General features: G+C 68.3%; 17 protein-coding genes. 6 read left to right on the forward strand and 11 right to left on the reverse strand.

The window, feature by feature from the left end; all coding sequences use genetic code 11:
- The first annotated feature begins 1 nt into the window (after position 1).
- Together ACYVF6_RS38140 and ACYVF6_RS38145 are read left to right on the forward strand one after the other, a co-directional pair.
- Positions 2-1,216: a hypothetical protein gene (locus ACYVF6_RS38140; RefSeq protein WP_460528942.1), complete on the forward strand. Its 1,215-nt coding sequence runs from the start codon at positions 2-4 to the stop codon at positions 1,214-1,216.
- On the forward strand, positions 1,213-2,778 hold the full coding sequence (locus ACYVF6_RS38145; RefSeq protein WP_460528944.1) for an NAD-binding protein: 1,566 nt from the start codon (positions 1,213-1,215) through the stop codon (positions 2,776-2,778). Before ACYVF6_RS38140 ends, ACYVF6_RS38145 begins: the two co-directional genes overlap by 4 nt.
- A 35-nt stretch (positions 2,779-2,813) precedes the next feature.
- Here ACYVF6_RS38145 and ACYVF6_RS38150 read toward each other — a convergent pair whose 3' ends face one another.
- From ACYVF6_RS38150 to ACYVF6_RS38160, 3 genes are all read right to left on the reverse strand, one after another.
- Entirely contained in the window at positions 2,814-3,665 is an 852-nt protein-coding gene (locus tag ACYVF6_RS38150; protein ID WP_460528946.1) for an SDR family NAD(P)-dependent oxidoreductase, read from the reverse strand.
- A 54-nt stretch (positions 3,666-3,719) separates the two neighbouring features.
- Positions 3,720-4,304 carry a Rossmann-fold NAD(P)-binding domain-containing protein gene (locus ACYVF6_RS38155; RefSeq protein WP_460528948.1) on the reverse strand — a complete coding sequence of 195 codons (585 nt, stop codon included), beginning with the start codon at positions 4,302-4,304 and terminating at the stop codon, positions 3,720-3,722.
- Positions 4,305-4,505: 201 nt separating this feature from the next.
- Positions 4,506-5,063 (reverse strand): TetR/AcrR family transcriptional regulator, encoded by a 558-nt coding sequence (locus ACYVF6_RS38160; RefSeq protein WP_460528950.1) that lies wholly within the window; start codon positions 5,061-5,063, stop codon positions 4,506-4,508.
- Positions 5,064-5,131: 68 nt separating this feature from the next.
- Here ACYVF6_RS38160 and ACYVF6_RS38165 point away from each other — a divergent pair, with 68 nt between their 5' ends.
- Positions 5,132-5,668 carry an HIT family protein gene (locus ACYVF6_RS38165; RefSeq protein ID WP_460528952.1) on the forward strand — a complete coding sequence of 179 codons (537 nt, stop codon included), beginning with the start codon at positions 5,132-5,134 and terminating at the stop codon, positions 5,666-5,668.
- Complete coding sequence (chrA, locus tag ACYVF6_RS38170; RefSeq protein ID WP_460528954.1) at positions 5,652-6,893, forward strand: chromate transporter; 1,242 nt, start codon at positions 5,652-5,654, stop codon at positions 6,891-6,893. The genes ACYVF6_RS38165 and chrA overlap by 17 nt, the downstream gene beginning before the upstream one ends.
- Here chrA and ACYVF6_RS38175 read toward each other — a convergent pair.
- Positions 6,849-7,364, reverse strand: coding sequence for a hypothetical protein (locus ACYVF6_RS38175; protein ID WP_460528956.1), 516 nt, complete (start codon positions 7,362-7,364; stop codon positions 6,849-6,851). The genes chrA and ACYVF6_RS38175 overlap by 45 nt on opposite strands.
- Before the next feature lie 224 nt (positions 7,365-7,588).
- Between ACYVF6_RS38175 and ACYVF6_RS38180 the strand changes: the two genes are divergently transcribed.
- On the forward strand, positions 7,589-10,927 hold the full coding sequence (locus ACYVF6_RS38180) for a WD40 domain-containing protein (RefSeq protein WP_460528958.1): 3,339 nt from the start codon (positions 7,589-7,591) through the stop codon (positions 10,925-10,927).
- A gap of 103 nt (positions 10,928-11,030) precedes the next feature.
- Here ACYVF6_RS38180 and ACYVF6_RS38185 read toward each other — a convergent pair whose 3' ends face one another.
- Positions 11,031-11,849 (reverse strand): class I SAM-dependent methyltransferase, encoded by an 819-nt coding sequence (locus ACYVF6_RS38185; protein ID WP_460528960.1) that lies wholly within the window; start codon positions 11,847-11,849, stop codon positions 11,031-11,033.
- Positions 11,846-12,946: a Rossmann-fold NAD(P)-binding domain-containing protein gene (locus ACYVF6_RS38190; protein WP_460528962.1), complete on the reverse strand. Its 1,101-nt coding sequence runs from the start codon at positions 12,944-12,946 to the stop codon at positions 11,846-11,848. The genes ACYVF6_RS38185 and ACYVF6_RS38190 overlap by 4 nt, the downstream gene beginning before the upstream one ends.
- Before the next feature lie 115 nt (positions 12,947-13,061).
- Here ACYVF6_RS38190 and ACYVF6_RS38195 point away from each other — a divergent pair, with 115 nt between their 5' ends.
- Positions 13,062-13,730: a TetR/AcrR family transcriptional regulator gene (locus ACYVF6_RS38195; protein WP_460528964.1), complete on the forward strand. Its 669-nt coding sequence runs from the start codon at positions 13,062-13,064 to the stop codon at positions 13,728-13,730.
- Positions 13,731-13,761: 31 nt separating this feature from the next.
- On the opposite strand, the gene ACYVF6_RS38200 is transcribed toward ACYVF6_RS38195, so the two are convergent.
- The 5 genes from ACYVF6_RS38200 to ACYVF6_RS38220 all read right to left on the reverse strand — a co-directional run bounded on the left by ACYVF6_RS38200 (position 13,762) and on the right by ACYVF6_RS38220 (position 19,588).
- Positions 13,762-14,139 (reverse strand): nuclear transport factor 2 family protein, encoded by a 378-nt coding sequence (locus tag ACYVF6_RS38200; RefSeq protein WP_460528966.1) that lies wholly within the window; start codon positions 14,137-14,139, stop codon positions 13,762-13,764.
- A gap of 28 nt (positions 14,140-14,167) precedes the next feature.
- Entirely contained in the window at positions 14,168-14,953 is a 786-nt protein-coding gene (locus ACYVF6_RS38205; RefSeq protein ID WP_460528968.1) for a glycerophosphodiester phosphodiesterase family protein, read from the reverse strand.
- Between the two features lie 93 nt (positions 14,954-15,046).
- Positions 15,047-17,344: a discoidin domain-containing protein gene (locus tag ACYVF6_RS38210; protein WP_460528970.1), complete on the reverse strand. Its 2,298-nt coding sequence runs from the start codon at positions 17,342-17,344 to the stop codon at positions 15,047-15,049.
- A 56-nt stretch (positions 17,345-17,400) separates the two neighbouring features.
- Positions 17,401-18,432 (reverse strand): hypothetical protein, encoded by a 1,032-nt coding sequence (locus ACYVF6_RS38215; RefSeq protein ID WP_460528972.1) that lies wholly within the window; start codon positions 18,430-18,432, stop codon positions 17,401-17,403.
- A 139-nt stretch (positions 18,433-18,571) separates the two neighbouring features.
- Entirely contained in the window at positions 18,572-19,588 is a 1,017-nt protein-coding gene (locus ACYVF6_RS38220) for a LacI family DNA-binding transcriptional regulator (protein WP_460528974.1), read from the reverse strand.
- Positions 19,589-19,625: the final 37 nt, after the last annotated feature.

The following is a 19,625-nucleotide window of genomic DNA, read 5'->3' on the forward strand; positions in this document are numbered from 1 at the left end:
CATGCCCATACACGTCATCACGGACCGGCAGCCCGCGCACCGGCCTGCCAGGGCGCGTCGCGGAGCCGGCTCGTTGCTCGGCGGTGCGTTCCTGCTGGCCGGGCTGGCGGCTTCCGTACCGGCGTTCGTGCTCGTGCTGTACGCGGTCTTCTCACTGGTCGCGTCCGGTGAGCTGTTCAGCGGGATCGGGGACGCCACCCGCGAACGGTTGACGGTGCTGTTGGTTTCGACTGGCCTGCTGGCCGCGTTCGGCCCGTTCATCGGCATCCACCTGATGCGCGGAAGGCGCGTACTCGTCCTCTTCCTGCGGCGTTTCGGCTACACCGAGACCACGGAGGCCGTGACGGCGGCGGCCCGTTCGATCGGGCGGTTCTGGCGCCTGGTCACGCTGGACGACGCCGAGATCGCGCCGATCGGTGTCGGAGCCGCCCGCTCGATCAACGCGATCGCGCGTGGCGTCGACTCCACATCCAAGGCGTGGAAGGCGATCCGGCATGGCCTGGGCCGGCTGACCGGGCTGGTGTTCGTCGGCGCGCTGGGCACGGCGGCGTACGCCTATCACCAGAGCGGCGAGCTCGACGCGCTGATCGAGCCGTCGGGATCGACAGCGGTGCGACTGTTCCAGGTGCTCGTGGTACTGCTGGCAGCCCTGCTCGCGTTGACGGCATGCCTCGCGCTGCTGCCTCTACTGCAGCTCGCCGCACTGCCGTTCGCCGTGCCGGCGATGTTCGTCAGCTCGGTCGTCGGTTCGGTTCGGGCGGCCGACAACGCGAAGGCCGGCGTGATCCGCAACCTCCGCGAGCTGGAGCCGACGGCCCGCGCGATCGTCAAGCAGAGCAGGCGAATCCTCGCTCCGCGCCTGATCGTCCTGCGCGTGGAGACAGCGGTCTGGCGGGCGGTGGTGGGCCGGCTGGTCGCGGCCTCGAGGATCGTACTGGTCGACGTGTCCGAGCCGACCGAGAACCTGCTGTGGGAGATCGAGGAGCTGCGGCGGAAGGCCAACGTGCGTTGCGTCTTCATCTGCCACCATCACAAGCTGCCGGCCCTGCTCGGCGCGGACGGCGGGTACGCACCATGGGCGGTGCAGCGTTTGCGGGCGCTGCTGGACGGCACGGACGTACTCGCCTACGCGGTCGATCCGGCGGGTGTGCGGCGGTTCACGCACGCGCTGAGGGCCGCCTTCGAGGCCGTGGACAAGGGAGCGGGACGCGCATGAGGGCCCGGACCCACGTCTGGAAGCTGGTCGTCGTCGCGATCACCGCGACGGGTGCGGCCGTGCTCGGCGTCCTCGGATTCCGGGCCTGCCTGCCGACCCTGCCCGCGTACGAGAACGCGACGCTGCTCGACGACTTCTACTACGCGCTGCAGCTGTTCGTCCTCGAGTCCGGGCCGCCCGTGTCGCCCGGCCGGTATCCGGTGGCCCTGCAGATCGCCCGATTCCTCGCGCCGGCCTGCACTGTGCTCGCACTGGTGGAGACGGTTCGCGCGTTGCTGTCGGAACGCCTGCGCAGGTGGGCTGTCGCGCATGCCAAGGGGCACATCGTGATCATCGGCAACGACGTGATCGCGCAGCTGCTGAGCCGGCGATTCGCGAGCGACGGTGAGCGGGTCGTGCTGATCTGTGACACGGCAGGCCCGGACTTCGCCAGGCAGCACGGCGTCTTCGTCGTGTCGGGAGACCCGACCCAGGAGGCGACGCTGCGATCGGCGGGCGTGCCACGGGCCGCGACGGTCTACGTCTGTGGAGAGCGAAGCGGCACGAACGTCGCGGTGGCGTTGACCGTCCGGCAGCTGGCGCTGGAGACGACGACGGTCGAGGCCGAGGTGCGGGACGCTGAGATGTTCGCGGTGCTGCGTTCCCGGCTCGCGGGTGGCACGTCTGGCCGGATCTGGCTCAACTTCTTCGTCATCGAGGAACTGGCGGCGCGTTCGTTGCTGGCACGCGAGTCGCTGGTCGGCGCCGGCGAGCCGGACTTCTCGGTGGCGGTGCTCGGCAGTACGCCGTTCGGTGGCGCCGTCGTACGTCAGTCGCACCAGCAGGAGTCGCGTTCCGGCCTGGTCGCCGTACCTGATGCCGATGTGCTCGGGTGGCAACCGCCGGCCGACGCCAAACGGCTGCGGGTCTATCTGTGCGTCGACGACTTCGACCTGGCCTTGCGGGCCGCGCTGAACCTGACTCATCTCGACGTCGACCGGATCGTGCTGTGCCTTCCGGAAGCGACGGCGTACGAGAGGGCGCTTGCCGAGAACGGGTTCGCCGAGATGTCGCGTGGCCGGATCTCGGTGTTCGGCATCCTCGACGCTGCTTGCGACGCGGCGCCGCGCGACCATCTCGACGAGCTCGGCCGGGCCATCCACTCGCACTATGTCGCAACGCGTCGAGCGGCGGGTGAGACGACCGCGAGCAATCCGAGTCTCGTTCCCTGGTCGCGGTTGCCACAGCTGGCCAGGCGGTCCAACCGCGCGCAGGCCGACGACATCGGCGCGAAGCTCGCTCGTATCGACTGCGCCATCGTTCCGGCTGTCGACGGTGGCCAGCCGTTCGCGTTCGGTCCGGGTGAGGTCGAACTGCTCGCCAGGCTGGAGCACGAGCGCTGGTGTGCCGAGCGGCGGGCGGCGGGATTCACGTACGGGCCGGTGCGGAAGGGCCGGTACCACCCGGACCTCCTTGGCTGGGACGACGTACCCGACACGACGCGGCAGAAGAACGTCGATGCCGTCACCTACCTGCCCGACCTCCTCGCCGAGGCGGGATACCAGATCCTGCGGCTGTCCTGATCCTCCTTACGCCGGACCGGTCGGCCGCCGCCTCATCAGCGCCCTGCTTGTTCGAGATTGCCCTGCGCCTCGGCCGAGAGGTCCTGCCAGTCCGCCCAGGTCTCGAGGCGGTCGGCGTAGACCTTCTGGAGCATCGGGTAGAAGCCCAGCCCGAACAGCACCCGCAAGGGTGGGTTGTCGGAGTCGACGAGCTTCAGGAGGGCCTGCGCCGCGGCCGCCGGGTCGCCCGCGGGCTGGTTGCCGACGAGGCCGGCGAGGCGTTGACGGAGAGCGTCGTAGACGGGGCTGGTTTCGGCCAGGTGACCGTTGGCCAGCGGATCCGGGTTGTTGCCGTCCCTGGTGGCGAAGCCGGCGGGCTCGATCACGGTCACCTTGATGCCGAAGCCGGCGACCTCCTGGGCGAGGCTTTCGTTCAACGCTTCGACGGCCCACTTGGAGATGTGGTAGGCACCGCCGAGCGGCATCGCGATCAGCCCGGCCGCGGACGACAGCTGGATGATGTGGCCCGCGCCCTGTTCACGCAGGTGGGGGAGCGCGGCTTGGATGACCCACACAGCCCCGAACAGGTTGGTCTCGAGCTGGTCGCGCAGCTCCTGCTCGGTCAGCTCCTCGATCGCACCGATCTGGGCGTAGCCCGCGTTGTTGACGATGACGTCGAGCCGGCCGAAGTGCTCCTTGGCCCGCTGCACGCTCGCGAACACCGCGGCCTTGTCGGTCACGTCCATCTCGAGCGGGAGCACTGCGTCGCCATAGGTGGCGACCAGATCGTCGAGGCTTCCGGTGGTCCGGGCAGTCGCTGCCACCTTGTCACCGCGGGACAGCGCGGCCTCCACGAACTCGCGACCCAAGCCGCGGGACGAACCGGTGACGAACCAGACCTTGCTCATGATGACTTTCCCGTTCTTTCTACAGTGACTGACGATGTGATGGAGGGAGGAGGGCTACCAGGCAACGGGGCCGAGCCGGTCGATGAAGATCCCGGTGGGCCCGTCGGTGCCGATCGTCGCGAGCTCGATGATCGGGTCCGTGCCTTCGGCGACCGTCAGCTGGCCGGTGTGGTTGTTCATGTCCGTGGCCGTGAACTTGTGGTTGACGACCTCCCCGGGCGTGATCGCGTTGAACTTGATGTTCGGGAGCGCCTGGGCGTACCGGACGGTGAGCATGTTCAGCGCGGCTTTCGACGAGGAGTAGGCGAGCTCGTGCAGCTTCGAGACCGCCTGCGCCGGATCGGTGACGACGCCGAACGAACCGCCGGCGTTGTTGACGAGGACGTCCAGCCGGTCGGTGTGCTCCCGAACCAGCCGTACGGCGTCAGCGACGCTCGCGTCCGAGGTCACGTCCAGCGGAACCAGGACAACGTTCACACCATCAGCGGCGAGCTTGTCGGCGGCTGCCCTGCCTCGGCCCTGGTCTCGCGAGCCGAGGAAGACCGTCCAGCCCAGTTCGCCGAGCCGCCTGGCCGTCTCGAAACCAAGCCCTTTGTTCGCGCCGGTGATCAGCACCGAGGTGTGTTGTGCTTCTGTCATGCTCCCCTAAGACGACATGCCCCGCACGGCTGTGACACCGTGTGAGCGCCTTCACAGCAAGGTCGCCTCGCGTCGTTGGGCCAGGCGCCGCCAGCGCTGGGCCAACGACGTTACGCTGATCCGCCGCCGGCGGCGTGCGCAGGGTGACAGCCCCGCACGGGAGTGACAGGCGACGGTTGACGACTGGTCACGAGGTGACGGTCAATGCGAGGGCTCCTTCAGGATGCCGTCGAGGAGGGCGCTGAACAGCAGTTCTCTCGCCTTCTTGGGCGACCACTTGTGCCGAAGGCGGAAATGTAGATATGTCCACGCGGCCGAGTTGAACAGGACGTCGGCCAGGTCTGCGTCGGTGGCTTCCGTACGCAGAAGATGGGCTGAGCGGGCGTCGCGCAGGGCGGCGATGAAGGGCGCCAAGAACGGCAAGGGGACCTTGCCCGCCGCGTACGCGCGATGGAACATCTCGTCCGACAAACTCAGGACATCGGCGTGGGCGTCCACCACGTCGCAGAGGGCGTGCAGTGTGCGATCGAGCCGTTCGCGGGGTGTTCCGCCGGCGGTGACCACCGGCAGCATCGCGTCCCGGTAGTCCTCGGCGAGCTTCGATAACAGGCCCTGCTGGAGGGAGTCTCGCGTGATCCCGTTGCGCCACAACGTGACTCTCGCCCGGCCGGCTCGCTCCGCCACCCGGTCCAGGGTGAGGCCCTCCCATCCGACCTCCTGGAGAACGGCCACGGTCGCGCTGTAGAGATCTTCATCCACGCGCTCACGTTATCCGACCCTTCCAGATCGGGAAAGTGCCCGGTGCATCTATGCAACGGTCATGTTTCATGATAGAAATTGCCATGTTGCATCCCACGTCACTGGAGGACATGATGGAACTCCCGTTCGCTCAACCGCTCAGCACTGTCCAGCCCGGACCGCGTGTGATTCCAGAGCCACCACGACGAGGTGAACCAGGCGGCGAGCCATGCCACCTCTGCACCCAGAACGAAGGTATTTGGTCCGACGAGAACTGGGTTCTGCACAACATCGCCGCGGGCAGCCTCCCGGGGACGGTCTGGCTGGCCTCTCGCATCCACGTCGACTCGTTCGCCGATCTACCCGACGCGCTCGCAGCCGACTACGGGCGTGTCGTCGCTCGGATCGAGCGGGCCATCCTGTCGCTCGGCGAGATCGCCCGGGTCCACGTCTACCGATGGGGCGACGGCGCGGCGCACTTCCACGTCTGGTTCATCCCGCGCCCGTTGGGGATGCTCGAGGCGACCCGCTACGCCCTGCCGGTGTGGGAGGACGTTCTGCCGCCCGCTGATACGGCGGAGATCGAACGGGCGGGCAAGGCGATCGCCGATGCGATGGCTGCCTGACGGAGGGCGCCCGCGAGACGGCAGCGATGCCGGCCCGCAGGCGGTCAACGCAGGCCGCGTTTTCGCCGTCTTCCTCCGGCTCGGGCTGACGTCCTTCGGCGGGCCGGTGGCGCACCTGGGCTACTTCCGCGAGACGTTCGTGGTCCGGAGGAGATGGCTGAGCGAGCAGGCCTACACCGATCTCGTCGCGTTGTGCCAGTTTCTTCCCGGTCCGGCATCCAGCCAGGTAGCCATGGCGATCGGGTTGCAGCAGGCCAGGTGGCGCGGACTGTTGGCAGCCTGGGCAGGCTTCACGTTGCCGTCGGCGATCGTCCTGGTCGCCTTCGCCTACGGGGTCGAGGCCGCGGGCCTCGGCACCGACACGGGCTGGCTCCAGGGCCTGAAGGCGGCGGTGGTCGCGGTCGTCGCACAGGCGGTCATCGCGATGGCCCGGGTGTTCGCGTCCGATCACAAGCGGGCCGGAATCGCTCTTGCCGCGACGATCGCGACAGTGCTCGTGCCAGCGGTGTGGGTTCAGGTCGCGGTCATCGCACTGGCCGCCGTCGCTGGGCTTTGCTGGCTGCCCCCTCCGGCCGGCACCGACCAGAGGCTGGAGGCCATGCCGGGCCGACCAGCCAGGCGCGGCGCCGCGGCTGGTTGCCTCGCGTTGTTCGGTTCGCTGTTGGTGGTGCTTCCCACCCTCGCTGCGGTCACTCACAACGGCACGGCACGACTTGCCGACTCGTTCTACCGAGCGGGAGCGCTGGTGTTCGGCGGTGGCCACGTCGTGCTGCCCTTGCTGCAAGCGTCCACTGTGGAAACAGGGTTGGTCGATCACGATGTCTTCCTGGCCGGGTACGGCGCCGCGCAAGCCATGCCGGGCCCTCTGTTCACGTTCGCCGCCTATCTCGGCGCAGTCGTCAACACCTCGCCTACAGGGATCGCGGGGGCAGCGCTGGCGTTGATCGCCATCTTCCTGCCCTCCGCCTTGCTCGTGGCCGGCGCTCTCCCTTTCTGGGAACGGCTGCGAGCGGTGCCGCTCGCCCAACGTGCCTTGACGGGAGTCAACGCCAGTGTCGTAGGGATTCTGGCCGCCGCCCTCTATACACCGGTTTCCACACAAGGGATGACGACACCGGCGACCATGGCGATCGCGGCAGCGGCGTTCGTCGCGCTGACCAACTGGCAACTACCCGCTTGGTCAGTCGTCCTCGGCGCGGGAATCGCGGGCCTGCTCCTGCTGTAGAGCCGCCGGACCGGTGGACTCCAGCTGGTGCGGCTGCCCTCCCACGCAACACTGCTCCCGGCAGTCGGGTGCGGCGGTGCGGTAGGCGCGCATCGCGTGGAAGAGGCGGAACCCGAGTTCGCCCAGGACGACGGCCTCGTCGTCCGTCCATGGCCCGTGCAACCAGACGCGGATGGACGTCGGATCCCATTCCGCCATCATCAACCCGACGCGAACGCCGCTGACCACGGCATGGGCAACCACCGCACCCGCCTCCAGGTCCGCGAGCTCGGCGAGGACTTGGTCTGTCTCGACACCTACGTATCCGACGTAGGACGCGCGATCGGTGTTGTGGCCGGCGATCCAGGCGGCCAGCGAGTGCAGCTCCGATTCGGACAGCTTCGACACCGGGGCGGTCGCGATCCTCGCGCCGGACACCACCGATACGGCGCGAAAGGCGGAACCAGCGGTCGCACGGTCAGTGTCATTCACGTCGTACTCCCCGGTGGACGAACGTCGACAGTGATCGTAACCGCGCCCACAACTCAGTAAGCGCCGGATGCCGGCGGCGGTGCCTGCTACGTGGCTTTGCGGCGAAACGGACCGCCATGGCCGTTTGCAGGTCTATGCTCGTTTCCTGGGGCGGCGATTCTGGATGGGCGTTGGCTCATGGACGAGCCTTTCCAAGCGTAGAAACGCTGACGTTGGGTGGGGTGATGGCTCGGTCTGCCTTGTTCATTTCGTCGTCGGTGTATGCCGACAGCGGGCTTGCGCAACTGCCGTCTGCTGCCCGGGACGCGTTGGAGTTGGGGCGCCTGTTCGCCGATCCGCGGATCGGCCCGTTCTCGGTTGCCACGTTGACGGATCCGAGTGCCCAGGACATGCGGTTGGCGTTGGAGGAGTTGTTCGCCGATGCGACCTCCGGCGACGTGATCGTGCTCTACGTGTCTGGTCATGGCTTGAAGGACACCCAGGGCAACCTCTACTTCGCCGCACATGACACCCGGCCGCACCGGTTGCAGTCGACCGCGGTTTCGGCGCAGCTGCTGTGCTCGCTGCTCAATGGGAGCCGTGCCGAGGGCGCGGTGGTCTTTCTGGACTGCTGCTATGGCGGCGCGTTCGCACGAGGCATGGTGGCTCGCGCGGGCGGCGATCCGGATGTGGGTGACGCGTTCGCGTCGCTGGGCGCCGGGGCTCGTGCTCGAGCGGTGATCACTGCTTCGAGCGCGATCGAGTACGCCTTCGAAGGTGAGCGTCTGACCGACTCGCACGTCGAGCCGTCGGTGTTCGCCTCGGCGATGCGGGACGGTATCGCCGACGGCGACGCCGACCAGGATGGTGACGGCTGGGTCGGGTTGAACGAGCTGTTCGATTTCATCGGGCAGCGGATCCGGAGGCTCGGCAAACCGCAGACTCCTCACCTTTGGACCTTCGGAGCCAGTGGCGACTTGCCGTTGACACGCAACCCGCGTGGTCCGCGAGCGACGAAAGCGAAGCTGCCGGCTGAAGTTCTCGAGCTGATGACCAGCCCGATGGCTGCGGCCCGGCTGGGCGCGGTTTCGGATCTGGAGGAACGGGCCACTGACACCGACCTGAACCTGGCTCGGGCGGCGATCGCGGCACTGACCGAACTCGCCGAGGACGACAGCCTCCGTGTCCGAGCCGCGGCGACCGCGGCGCTGGCTGTTTGCGGACCACGCGTCGACCAACAAGGAGTGACTGTCGATCGGTCGGAACCGGGGAGCCTGACCATCCGGGCACGGCTGACCGGTCCACCGATCGCTTTGGACGTCTTTCCCCAGGCCGACCCTGCCGGCTACACCGCTTCGGTGATCGGGAACGAGCTCGCGGTCGAGGTCGCCGAGGGATCGCCCAGCACCGTGGAGGCTCGGCTGCGTTGGGCGGGTGGCGTCGCGTCCGTGCCGCTCACGTTCGAGCCGTCGCCGGCTGTCGGATCTGCCTCGCCCCCTGGGCGGGCGACCAAGCAACGCGAGGCCGAGTCCACCGAACGGGTAGGGCCGGTCGAGGTCGGCAGCCCGATCGAGGTGCCTGCTCCGGCCGAGCCGGTCTCCCAAGCACCGGCGGGAGCCAGCGGCGGCGACCGGGTGGATCGGCCGGTCTGGTTGACCGCAGCTGGAGCGCTCTGGCTGCTCGCCCTCTTCCTGCCGCCGTTTTCGGCGTACCAGTTCTCCATCCTTCCGCCCGCGCGTTCATGGCTCTCAGAGCCGATCACCGTGATTCAGCTTGCGGCGGGCCTGGCGGCGATCGGAGTGGGTCTGTGCCGGTACCGGTGGTTTCGCAGCCGCGTGTCCCTGGCGGTCGCGATCCTGTTCGGCGTCGCCCTGCAGGCGCTTTCGGTCCTTCTGGTCGTCTGGATCGCCGCCACGGCAGCGGTGATGGGAATTGGTGGCGCAGGGCCTGTTGCTGTGCTGGTCCTGGCCGGCGCGTCGGTGTACCTGGTCCAGGTACTGGTGAAGCTGGCCAGGGCAGGTGGGGCGCGCCCGGATCGCCCGGTCTTGCTCGTGACCGCCGGCGGGCTGGGAGTGTTCGCTCCTTTCCTGCCCACCGTGCGACCGGCTCCCAGCTTCGCGGCCGCGGAGATATTCTTTGTCCGGGTACCGCTACCTGGTTTGTGGGTGGCGGCCTGCCTTCTCGCGGTGGGTATCGGCGTCTACCGGATCCGGTCAACGTCTCGCGGCGGCCGCACCGTGCTGGTAGCCGCCGACGTTCTCGCGGTCGGCATCCTGGTTTCCGGCGTAGTGCTGATGGTGAACGCCGCGGAAAGTATGACGTATTACGGGGTGCCGGGCAGCTTGATGATCGCGCCGGTGGTCTGCGCAGCGGTGTATCTGGTCGATCCGCTCGTCCGGGCCGCGGCCAGGTCGCGTGAGTCGCCCGTAGACGGCGACGAACCCGGTAAGGATCTGGCTGCCACGTCCCTTCGCCGCCGTTTGGCGCGGTTGCTGCCTCGCTCCCCGCGGTTCCGAGTCGCCGTCGTGATCGGGTTGGCGGCGCTGGTCCTGGCGGCGACCGTGACAGCCGTGGTGCTCGTGAACGGCGACCACAGCTCCGGGGATCAAAGCGGTCCGAGCTATCCCGAGGTGTACGGCATAGCGTTCAGCCCGGACGGCAAGATCCTGGCCTCCGGTAGGGGCTACGACGACAACGGCCACTACGGCAGTGTTCGCCTGTGGAACATCGCGACACGCAAGCCGATCGGCCAACCCCTCACCGGCCATGAGAGTTCGGTCAACGACGTCGAGTTCAGCCCGGACGGCAAAAAACTCGCCACCGCCAGCTATGACGACACCGTTCGGCTGTGGAGCACGACGACGTGGAAGCCAATCGGCCGGCCACTCGACCAGCAGTCCGTCGGCGACGTCGGGGGCGTGACGAGCATCGCCTTCAGCCCGGACGGAAAGGTCCTGGCCGCTGGCGGCTTCGACAAGACCATCCGGCTGTGGGACACCTCCACCGGGCAGCTCATCCGCGAGCTCACCGGTCACACCGGCTGGATCAACGACATCGCGTTCAGCCCGGACGGCAAGATCCTGGCCAGCGCCGCCGGTGGCAGCTACGACGCCGGTGGCGACTACGATGGCGAAACCGACGGGACGGTACGCCTGTGGAAGCCCGCGACAGGACAACCCATCGGTGAGCCACTCACCGACCACCGCAGCACCGCGGCGGCATTGAGCCTGGCGTTCAGCACAGACAGCAAAACCCTCGTCGCCGGCTACGCCGACCGCGACGCGCTGCAATGGAACGTGAGCACCGGTCAGCTCACCGCCCAGCCCTTCTCCGGAACATCTGGATCGATATCGAGCCTTGCGTTCAGCCCCGACGGCACCATGGTCGCCGGCGCCGACTCGAACAACGTACGACTGTGGGACAGGTCGACCGGACAACTCATCCGCGACCTCACCGGCCACACCAACCAGGTCACCACCGTTGCCTTCAGCGCCGACGGCGGCACTCTGGCCAGCAGCAGCCGCGACGGCAGCATTCGGCTCTGGAACCCGGAAACCGGCCAACTCGAGGCGCAACTGCGGTGAGCGCCGGTCGAGGCATGGACCGCGGCGGATCGGCATCCGAGCCCAGTCCCTGAGGAGCAGTGCGCTGAGCCCGTCGTCGTATCCGGCATGAGTGGTCACGCCGCTACGCCGCCCGGGCGATGGCTTGGATGGCGCGTAGCGTTCCGTTGGTGAGTGCGGTGGTGAGGTTCTTCAGCTTCTCGGGAAAGTCGCTGTTGTAGGCGTGCAGGCCCAGCGGGTTGGGCGGCATCGTCACTATCAACTGCATCGTGGTTGCTGCCTGTTCGGTGAGATCGTTCCACCGTTCGATCTCGAACCCCGCGGCTTCGATGGTGCCGCGCAGGTGGTCCGAGTCGACCACGTGGCTGAGGCGGGGGTCGTCGGCCCAGGGGAGGGGGTAGTCGGGTTCGTCGAGCGTTCCGGCGGTGATGTCCCAGATCGCGAGGGTGCCGCTGTCGGCCAGGACACGGTGGGCTTCTTGGTAGAGGCGGTGCTTGTCCGCGATGTTCATCTGGACGTGCTGGCTGAACACGACCTGGTAAGTACGATCGGCGAACGGCAGGTCGGTGACGTCGCCATGGTGAACGGTGATCCGGTCGTCGAGGCGGACGAGGTGGTTGAGCCAGCGGGCTGTGGCGCAGTAGTCCTCGGAGAGGTCCAGGGCGGTCACCCGGCACCCGAAACGGTCGGCGATGTAGCGGGCGGTGCCGCCGATACCGCTGCCGGCGTCGAGTACCGCGCTGTCGGGGCCGAGGCCGGCGAGCCCGGCGAGGTCGGCCAGGTGGCTGGTCGCAAAGCGGCCCATGGTGTGGAAGTCGTCGAGCAGTGCCAGGTCTGCCGGTTGAAGGTCGTCCAGGTGCTTGCCCGCGGCGGCCAGTGCGTTCTCGATGTCGCGGCGGGAGTCGCCGGCCGAGTACTGCGAACGAGTCAACGGGTTGCTCATCTGTCTCCTTGGCCGAACGCCGCGGCGAGCGCGCGGTCGGCGGACGCGGGATGCTCGCCGCGCCAGAACGCCGACTCGCCGGACAGCCGGGGATGCACTGGTTGCGGATGCTGCTGTACGCGGTCGAACCGGTCCAGTCGATGCATCGGCACGACTGCCATCAGCAGGGACCGCCCGATCGCGCGGAGCACGTTTCCGGCATTGCGCTGTGCGGCGGGGTCGGCGGCGTAGCGGCGGGCGATGGTGAGGAAGTCCTCGGGCTCGACGCCGGCGACGTCGCGTACATGCGTCGTGGGACCGCCGACTTCCCAGGTTCCCAACGCGTGCTCGGCAAGGTAGTGGCGCAGGCTCGACTCGAAGAACAGGTCGGCTTTCAAGCGTTTCGCGTCCAGCCGTACGGCCCGCATGAACATCGACCGCGGAACGTCGAGGTGTCGCACCGGCCGGCCGACGGCCTCGCCGATCGCGTCGGCGATCTCGTTCACCGACAGCAGTGCCGGTCCGGTCGGCCGGTAGGCCTTGCCATCGTGCCGGTGGGGATCGAGCAGTCCACCGACCACGACGCGGGCGATGTCCTCGTTGGACGGCGGCGCGTTGCGGCCCATCCCAGCCGGCATCGGGAACACCCCGAGCAACGCGGCGGTCGGGAGCAGTTTCAGGTAGTTGTCGGCGAAGAACCCGGGATCGACGGCGACATGCGCGGTATCCGGCAGTAACCCGAACACCTTGTCGGTAAGCCAATGCTGCCTGGTCAGCAACGACGGGTGTTCAGGGCTCGCCAGCCACTGTCCCAACGCGACCACCGCTTCCACGCCCGAACGCCGCGCGGCCACAGCGAACGCGACAGCGCTGTCCAGGACGTGAGGGTGGTACGGAGGGTTGAAGAACACCCGGTCGACCCCGGCCATCGCCGCCTCGAGCCGGCGATAGTCGAACAGGTCGGCCACGACGACCTCCGCGCCGGCGGCCCGCAGCCGAGCGCTGCGTTCATCCTCTCGATGTACCAACGCCCTCGTCGGCACACCCTTCTCGAGCAGTTGAGCGGTGACGGCGCCACCGATCTTGCCGGTTGCCCCGCTTACGAGCACGCGTGCCATCGGTACTTCCTTTCACAGTGGGAAGACCAGGGAAGTAACCACTGGTCACATCGACGAGAGTACGTCTCGATGTGACCGCTGTCAACACTGCATGCTTTTGTGCCATCATTGGCCGATGAGCGCAGGCGAGGTTTCTCGAGATCGCCGAAGGTCCTATCACCACGGCTCGCTACGCTCGGCCCTGATCGACGCCGGCATCGCGCTGGCGCGCGAGGGCGGACCCGAGAGCGTGATCCTGCGGGAGGCCGCCCGGGCCGCCGGGGTTTCGCACTCGGCCGCCTACCGCCACTTCGCCGACCGTGAGGCGCTACTCGCGGAGGTCTCGCGCCACGCGCGAAACGAACTGGCCGCACAGATGCGCCGAGGCGTCGATCGCGCCGCCGATCCGGTCAGCCGGCTCGGCGCCGTCGGGACCGCGTACGTCGAGTTCGCGATGTCCGAGCCCGGGTTGTTCCGTACGGCCTTCGGTTCGCACCCCACGGCCGGCGACGCCAGGCCCGATCCACCGGCCACGCACACGGTCGAAGCCCGGGTCGACGGCGAGGAGCCGGACGAGATCCTCGACGAGGTTCTCGATCAGGCGCAGGCAGCCGGCCTGATCGACCCGAGCCGGCGGCCGGGCGCCGCGATCTCTGCCTGGTCGGCCGTCCACGGCCTCGCCAGCCTGCTGGTCGACGGCCCGCTGCCCGCTGCGCCGGCCGAGGTCGACTTCGCACTGGGGCAGGTGCTCGAGCTCATCGCCCGCGGCTTGCTGAAACGAACAACGAACGACCCACCCGCCTGAGAGCGGGGAGACCGGCCTGGCGGTCGCGGGGCTAGTGCCCGTCGGGCTGGTCCGGGGTGAACGGCCATTCCTCGAACGTGGTGCAGCGGCCGGCGGCGTCGAAGTGCAGCACCCACAGGTCTCGCCACTGTGAGGGATCGTCGTGCTCGTAGGTCACCGCGACCCGGACGACGGCTGTGTTGCCGTCGACGGCGACGACCTCGCTCGTCATGGTGAAGGGTTCGTCGGCGCCGGAGCGGCCCTCCTCCCACCAGGGACGGAGCCGGGCCAGGCCTGAGATCGGCTGCCGCCATGGCGAAGGTAGGTAGGACACGTCGGCAGAGAACAGCTCGGCGAGCGATGCCGTGCCCGGCGTTCGCCAGGCTCGCTCGTAGCCGCCGACCCATCGCTCGACCGCGTCCCGATCCATGGCCGACATCCTGTCAGCTGTCAGCCGGCTACGTGGTGCATCGCCCTGCCATCCAGTCGTGCATCTGCTGCGGCCAGCTGGTGGCCATCCGGCGCGGAGCACTGTCAAGGGTGGCTTGCCAGGAGGCGAAGTTGCCCGTGGCAGCCGGCGGCGGCTCTTCCCAGCCAACCGTGTCGGGCCAGACGGGACGTTGCGGGCCCGTCGCTATGACGGCGCCGAGGTCCGCGGCGTTGAAGCGACTGGTCAGCTCCGGTTGGAGCTGGGTGTCGTGCGTGTACACCATGATCTCCTGACGCGCGGTCCGTTCCTTGATCGGATCGATCACCTCCGACCAGGCGCGAGTGCGGATCGTCGCGTCGGAGTTCAGCAGGGACTGCTTCGCGGCGCTCTTGAGCTCGATCAGGAGCACCATGTTCTTGCTGTACGCCGAGTCCAGGAACTGGCGCAACGTGTACACCCGCTCGCCCGCGTACGGCCCGCGGTCGATGGTTCGGCCGTTCAGCTTGTCGGCGCCGGTGTCCCACCAGATCTCGTTCACGGGCAGGTTCGAGCCGGTCAGGGCGTTCGTGGTGTCGTTGTGCCACATGACGCCCTTGGTCCCGTCCCTCGTGAGCTGGAGGTCGACCTCGGCGCCCGAGCTGCCGGCGGCCTTCGCGGCCTGCAGGGCGGTCGGATTGTTGGGTTGCCGTACCTGGTCACGTTCCCAGGGGTTCGGCCCGGTGGGATATCCGCCGTGGGCGAAGATCTGCGGGCAGGCGGCGAGCGCGGTGTCGGCGGACGCCGCCTGCATAGCCGTCCCCAGAGCTGCGACCATGGCCAAGGACACGATGAGAGCGCGCACCTGTCCAGGTATAGGTGAACTTCCGCGCACGGTGTCCGCCTTGGCACGTAGGTGCCAGCCGCGTCGTCAGCTCGACGAGTACACAGCGATCTCCGTCATGGTCGGGGTGTAGGTCTCGGTGGCGATCTGGTCGGTGAGGGCCACCCGTAGCTTGGAGGTGGTCACGCTGCCGAAGCCGGTGACGGTGCGGTCGTGGCCGATGCCGTCGTTCTGGCTGGCGAAGGTGATCCAGGCGCCGGTCGCGGCGTCCCAGCGTTGCAGCTGGAATGCCTGTACGCGTGGGTTCGTGCCGCCGTCGGTGTACTCGTCGAGGTAGACCTCGTCGAAGGTGGTGGCGGCTCCGAAGTCGATGTCGAGCGTGATCGGGTACGTCGCGTCGTCGGCGGCGGCCCAGCGGGTGGAGAGGTCGCCGTCGGTCAGCTTGTCGGCGGTGAGTGTGCCTCCCGCACCGGAGTGCGTCGAGCTCGCGGTGCATGGCTTACCGAGCGCGAGGTCGACCCGGCTGCCCGGATCGTTCTCGACGGGATCGTCGTCCACCGGGTTGGCGACCAGGGCGCCGATCCGGCTCTCGGCCATGCCGATGTCCGGGGCGTCGCCGTAGTAGATATGGGTGCCGAGGAAGTCGCTCGTGCCGAGGTGCGGGTTGTAGCGGCCGGCGTCGATCAGTGGGGAGTCGTCGCGCAGCTTGAAGTGGGCCGCGGCTCTGCGGATCTGGTCGACGCCCGCACCGGTGACGTACTGCGCCGGGTCACCGACGAACCGCGGGTCGACCCGCACCCCGCGAGGATCGGCCGGCTCCTGGCTCGAATGCGTACCGCTCGCCTCGTAGAAGTCGTTGTTCGAGAACACCGCCTGACGCAGGGCTCCGGTACGGCGGTACCACGGCGTCGTAGCCGTCGTGGAGGTGTTGTAGAAGATGTTGTTCAGGAAGTACACCTTGCTCAGGAACGTCTCGTCGTGGAAGTAGTCGAGGTCGGATCCGTTGTAGACAAAGGTGTTGTTGGTGAAGTACGTCGGGGAGTAGTTCGTCGACAGCATGTTCTTCACGAGCACGCCGTTGTCGTTGACGCTCAGGTTGTAGCGGGCGGTCGAGTTGGAACTGTTGCCCATATAGGACATCCAGCCCGCCGCGTTGTCGTGTGAGTAGTTGAACTGGTAGGTGACGTTGAAGTTGGTGTACTCCAGATCCCACGCGGTTCCGTCGAACTCGTTGTGCGGGCCGCCGTAGACCTCGTTGTACTGCATGACGGAATCGGCGCCCGCCCACAGATAGAGCGCCACCGACACCGAGCCGTACCGCTCGAGGAACCCGTTCACCTCGTTGTACTCGACGACCATGTTCTTGGTGTTGGCGAGCTGGATGGCGCCCTGGCCGATGCTCTCGGCGTAGTTGTGGCCGATGTAGACGTCCCGGCTGTACAGGTCGCGGGTGCGCACCCACAGCTGTTCCCAGCCCTCGTGCCACTTCCCGGTCTCGTCGTACTGGCCCGCCTCCGGATAACGGTCGTTGAACCAGTTGAACGCGAACTGGACGGCGTGCAACTCGACGTTGACGAACCTGTTGTTCTCGATCCGGACGTTCTTGAAGTAGTAGCCGCCGGTGCCGTACTCGGTGTACTTGCGGCTGCCGAAGACCTGGAAGTTGACGCCGCCGTAGTGCATCTGCTGCCAGAAGTCCGGACCGTCGGTGTTGTGGACGTACACGTTGGAGATCCGGAAGTAGTCCATGATGTTGTCCGCACCTGCCGGAAGCAGGTCGGCGTTGATCGACACCATGATGCCGTCACGAACGACTCGTTCGGTGTGGATGTCGGTGGCGAAGTCGTCGTCGTTCGACAGCTCGACGTTGTTGATCTCCCAGTACTGCTGGTTGCGGAGCACGATCGCGCCCGTCAGGCCGACCGTCTCGGGGTTCTTCGTGCCGTCGGCGCGGAACGGACTCGGCACGTTGCCGTTCGTCGCGATGTACGGCTTGCCCGCGCTGGCGTTGCCGTACGCCGAGATGGTGATCGGCCTCCCCGCGCTGCCCGAGCCCTTCGGCCACAGCTGACCGTCGTGCCACTCCTCGCCGGCCTTGAGCAGGATGCGGTCGCCGGGCCGGAACGTCGTCGCGTTCGCCTTGGCCAGACTGCGCCAGGCGTTCCTGGGCGAGGTACCTGAGGCGCTGTCCCTGCCGTTCGTGGCGTCGAGGAAGTAGTCCGTGCCGCCGGTCCGGTTCGGCTGGTTTCCCGGCAGGGTCGGTTCGGCGGCCGTGCTCGTACCGGCGGTCTGCGCGGCCGCTGCCGGTGATACCGGCGGCCAGGCGAGGAGCGCGGCGAGCAGCGTGATGAGCAAGGCAGCAAGGGCCGCGCGGATCGTACTCACGGGGTGCCGACCGTACGCCGGCTCGCCGCTGCGGGAGGGTGTCGTTCCGACAGGCTTCATTGCTGCACATCCTCTGCGTTGATGGCGTCTACGGCCGCGGCGTCGATCTGGATGTCGCTGTCGTCCACGCGGCGCTGGACCAACTGCTGGAACTTCTTCTCGACGAGCGACAGCCGGATCCGCTGGGCGTAGGCGTCGAACGCCGCGTCCTCGTCCACGGTGCGGTCGTCGAGCTGGTAATAGGTGATCTGGCCGGTGCCGATGGCCGGGGCGGAGATCTCGCCGGGATCGAGAGCTCCCAGCACGGTCCGGAGGTCCTGGTCGTTGGCGCTCAGCCCGGCCGCGCCACCGTCGTAGGTGTCCGTCGTGTACGTGGCGCCCGGCTCCCGGGCGGCGACGGTCGCGAGCCGCCCGGCCGCGGCGACCCGCTGCTGCAGGCCGGCGGAGTAGTCCGGGGCGGCGTCGTCGGGCACGCGGACGACGAGCTTGGAGTAGCCGAAGGTCGTCGCGTTGGCGCTCCACGCGGCCCGGTCGGCGTCGAACGCGCGCCGGACGTCGGATTCTCCGACCCAGAGCGGGCCGTTCGCGCCGGCGCTGAGCCGTTCCTTCAGGCCGGTCGTGATCTCGGCAAGCCGGTGCGAGTAGTACTCCTCGGGCGAGAACTCTCCTACGCCGTAGACGACTTCGCCCTTCGCGAGGGCGCCGGCGCGGCGCTCGTTCTCGTCGGCGAGTTCGGCGAGGAAGTCGTCGTGGTCCGCCGGGACGGCCAGCCCGTGGTCCTGGGCGAGCAGCAGGGTGGTCTTGTCCCGCCAGATCTCGTCGAACGCGGCGGACGCGAGCCGGTCGAGCGCCGTCCCGTCGCCGACGCGCGTGGTCCAGTCGGTCGCGCCGCGCAGGCCGTACTCGTTGCGCAGCTCGTTCTGGACCGTCGGTGCCAGGCGGCGCATGTGGAAGAGCAGCTCGTCGCGGGTCACGGTGTGGCCGTCGATGGACGCGACCTCGTCCGTACGGTGGGCGAGCCCGAACCAGGTGGCCACCAGCGCGGCGACCGCCGTACCGATCACGGCGAGCAGGAGTGCTCGTCTCATGGGTGCGCTCCTTCCGTGGATGCGGACGCGCACAACCGAGTGTTGTTACAAGATGGCACCGATAACATGGCGGCGCAAGAGCGATCCGCGGAACGTCCGGAAGCGGCTCACCGGCTCACCGGCTCAGCGGCTCAGTCGCTCAGCGTGGAGGCGGCGGCGCGGTGGAGGCGCGTACCGACAGCGTCGCCGGAACGACGGAGTCGACCGCGCCGGGCCCTTCGACCAGCCAGGTGACGGCCGCCGCGCCGGAGCGGTAGAAGTCCTGTCGCACGGTGGTCAGCGGTGGGCTGCAGTAGGCGGCCAGATCGATGTCGTCGACGCTCACGACGGACACGTCGCCGGGCACCGATCGGCCGCGCTCGCGAAGTGCGCGGATCACCCCGAACGCCATCTCGTCGTTGGCCGCGAAGACCGCCGTGACGTCCGGGATCTTCGCGATGATCTGGCCCTGCCGGTAGCCCGAGTCGGGTGACCAGTCGCCCTCGAGCGGCGGCGGGGCCTCGACTCCGGCGGCGGCCAGGCACTCCTGCCAGCCCTGCCGCCGGTGGCGCGCCTCGATCCACTCGTCCGGCCCGGAGATGTGCCAGACCTCGTGGTGTCCGAGGTCGAGCAGGTGCTGCGTGGCGACGCGGCCCGCCTCCTGCTGGTCGATCCCGAGGACGACGGCGCCGGTGGTGCGTGAGCCGTCGAGTGTGACCGTCGGGATGTCGCGGGTGATGTCGTCCATCTTCTGCGTGGTGGAGATGAGCGGCACGGCGATCACGATGCCGTCGACGCCCTGGTCGGCGAGCTTGGACAGCGACCGCTCCATCAGACCGGTGTCGAGCGCGGCGATGGTCGCGATGCTCACCGCGAAACCGGCCTTCACCGCGGCCGCCTCGACGCCGGCCGTGACCGCCGAGCGGGAGTAGTAGCCGCCCGACTGCAGCAGCACGAGCCCGATGGTGTGACTGCGGCCCGAGGAGAGAGTGCGGGCGGCGTTGTTGAACCGGTAGCCGAGCTGCTCCACGGCGGAGAGCACGCGCCGTCGCGTCTCCGGGCTGACGTTGGGGGAGTCGCGGAGCGTACGGGAGACCGTCTGTGCCGACACGCCGGCGGTCCGGGCCACGTCAGCCATGCTCGGCTGCCTGGGGTGGCGCACGGTGGCCTCGGACATGTCGGGGTCCCTTCCGCTGTCGCGGCTCGCGACGTAC

The organism is Flindersiella endophytica, assembly GCF_054779015.1.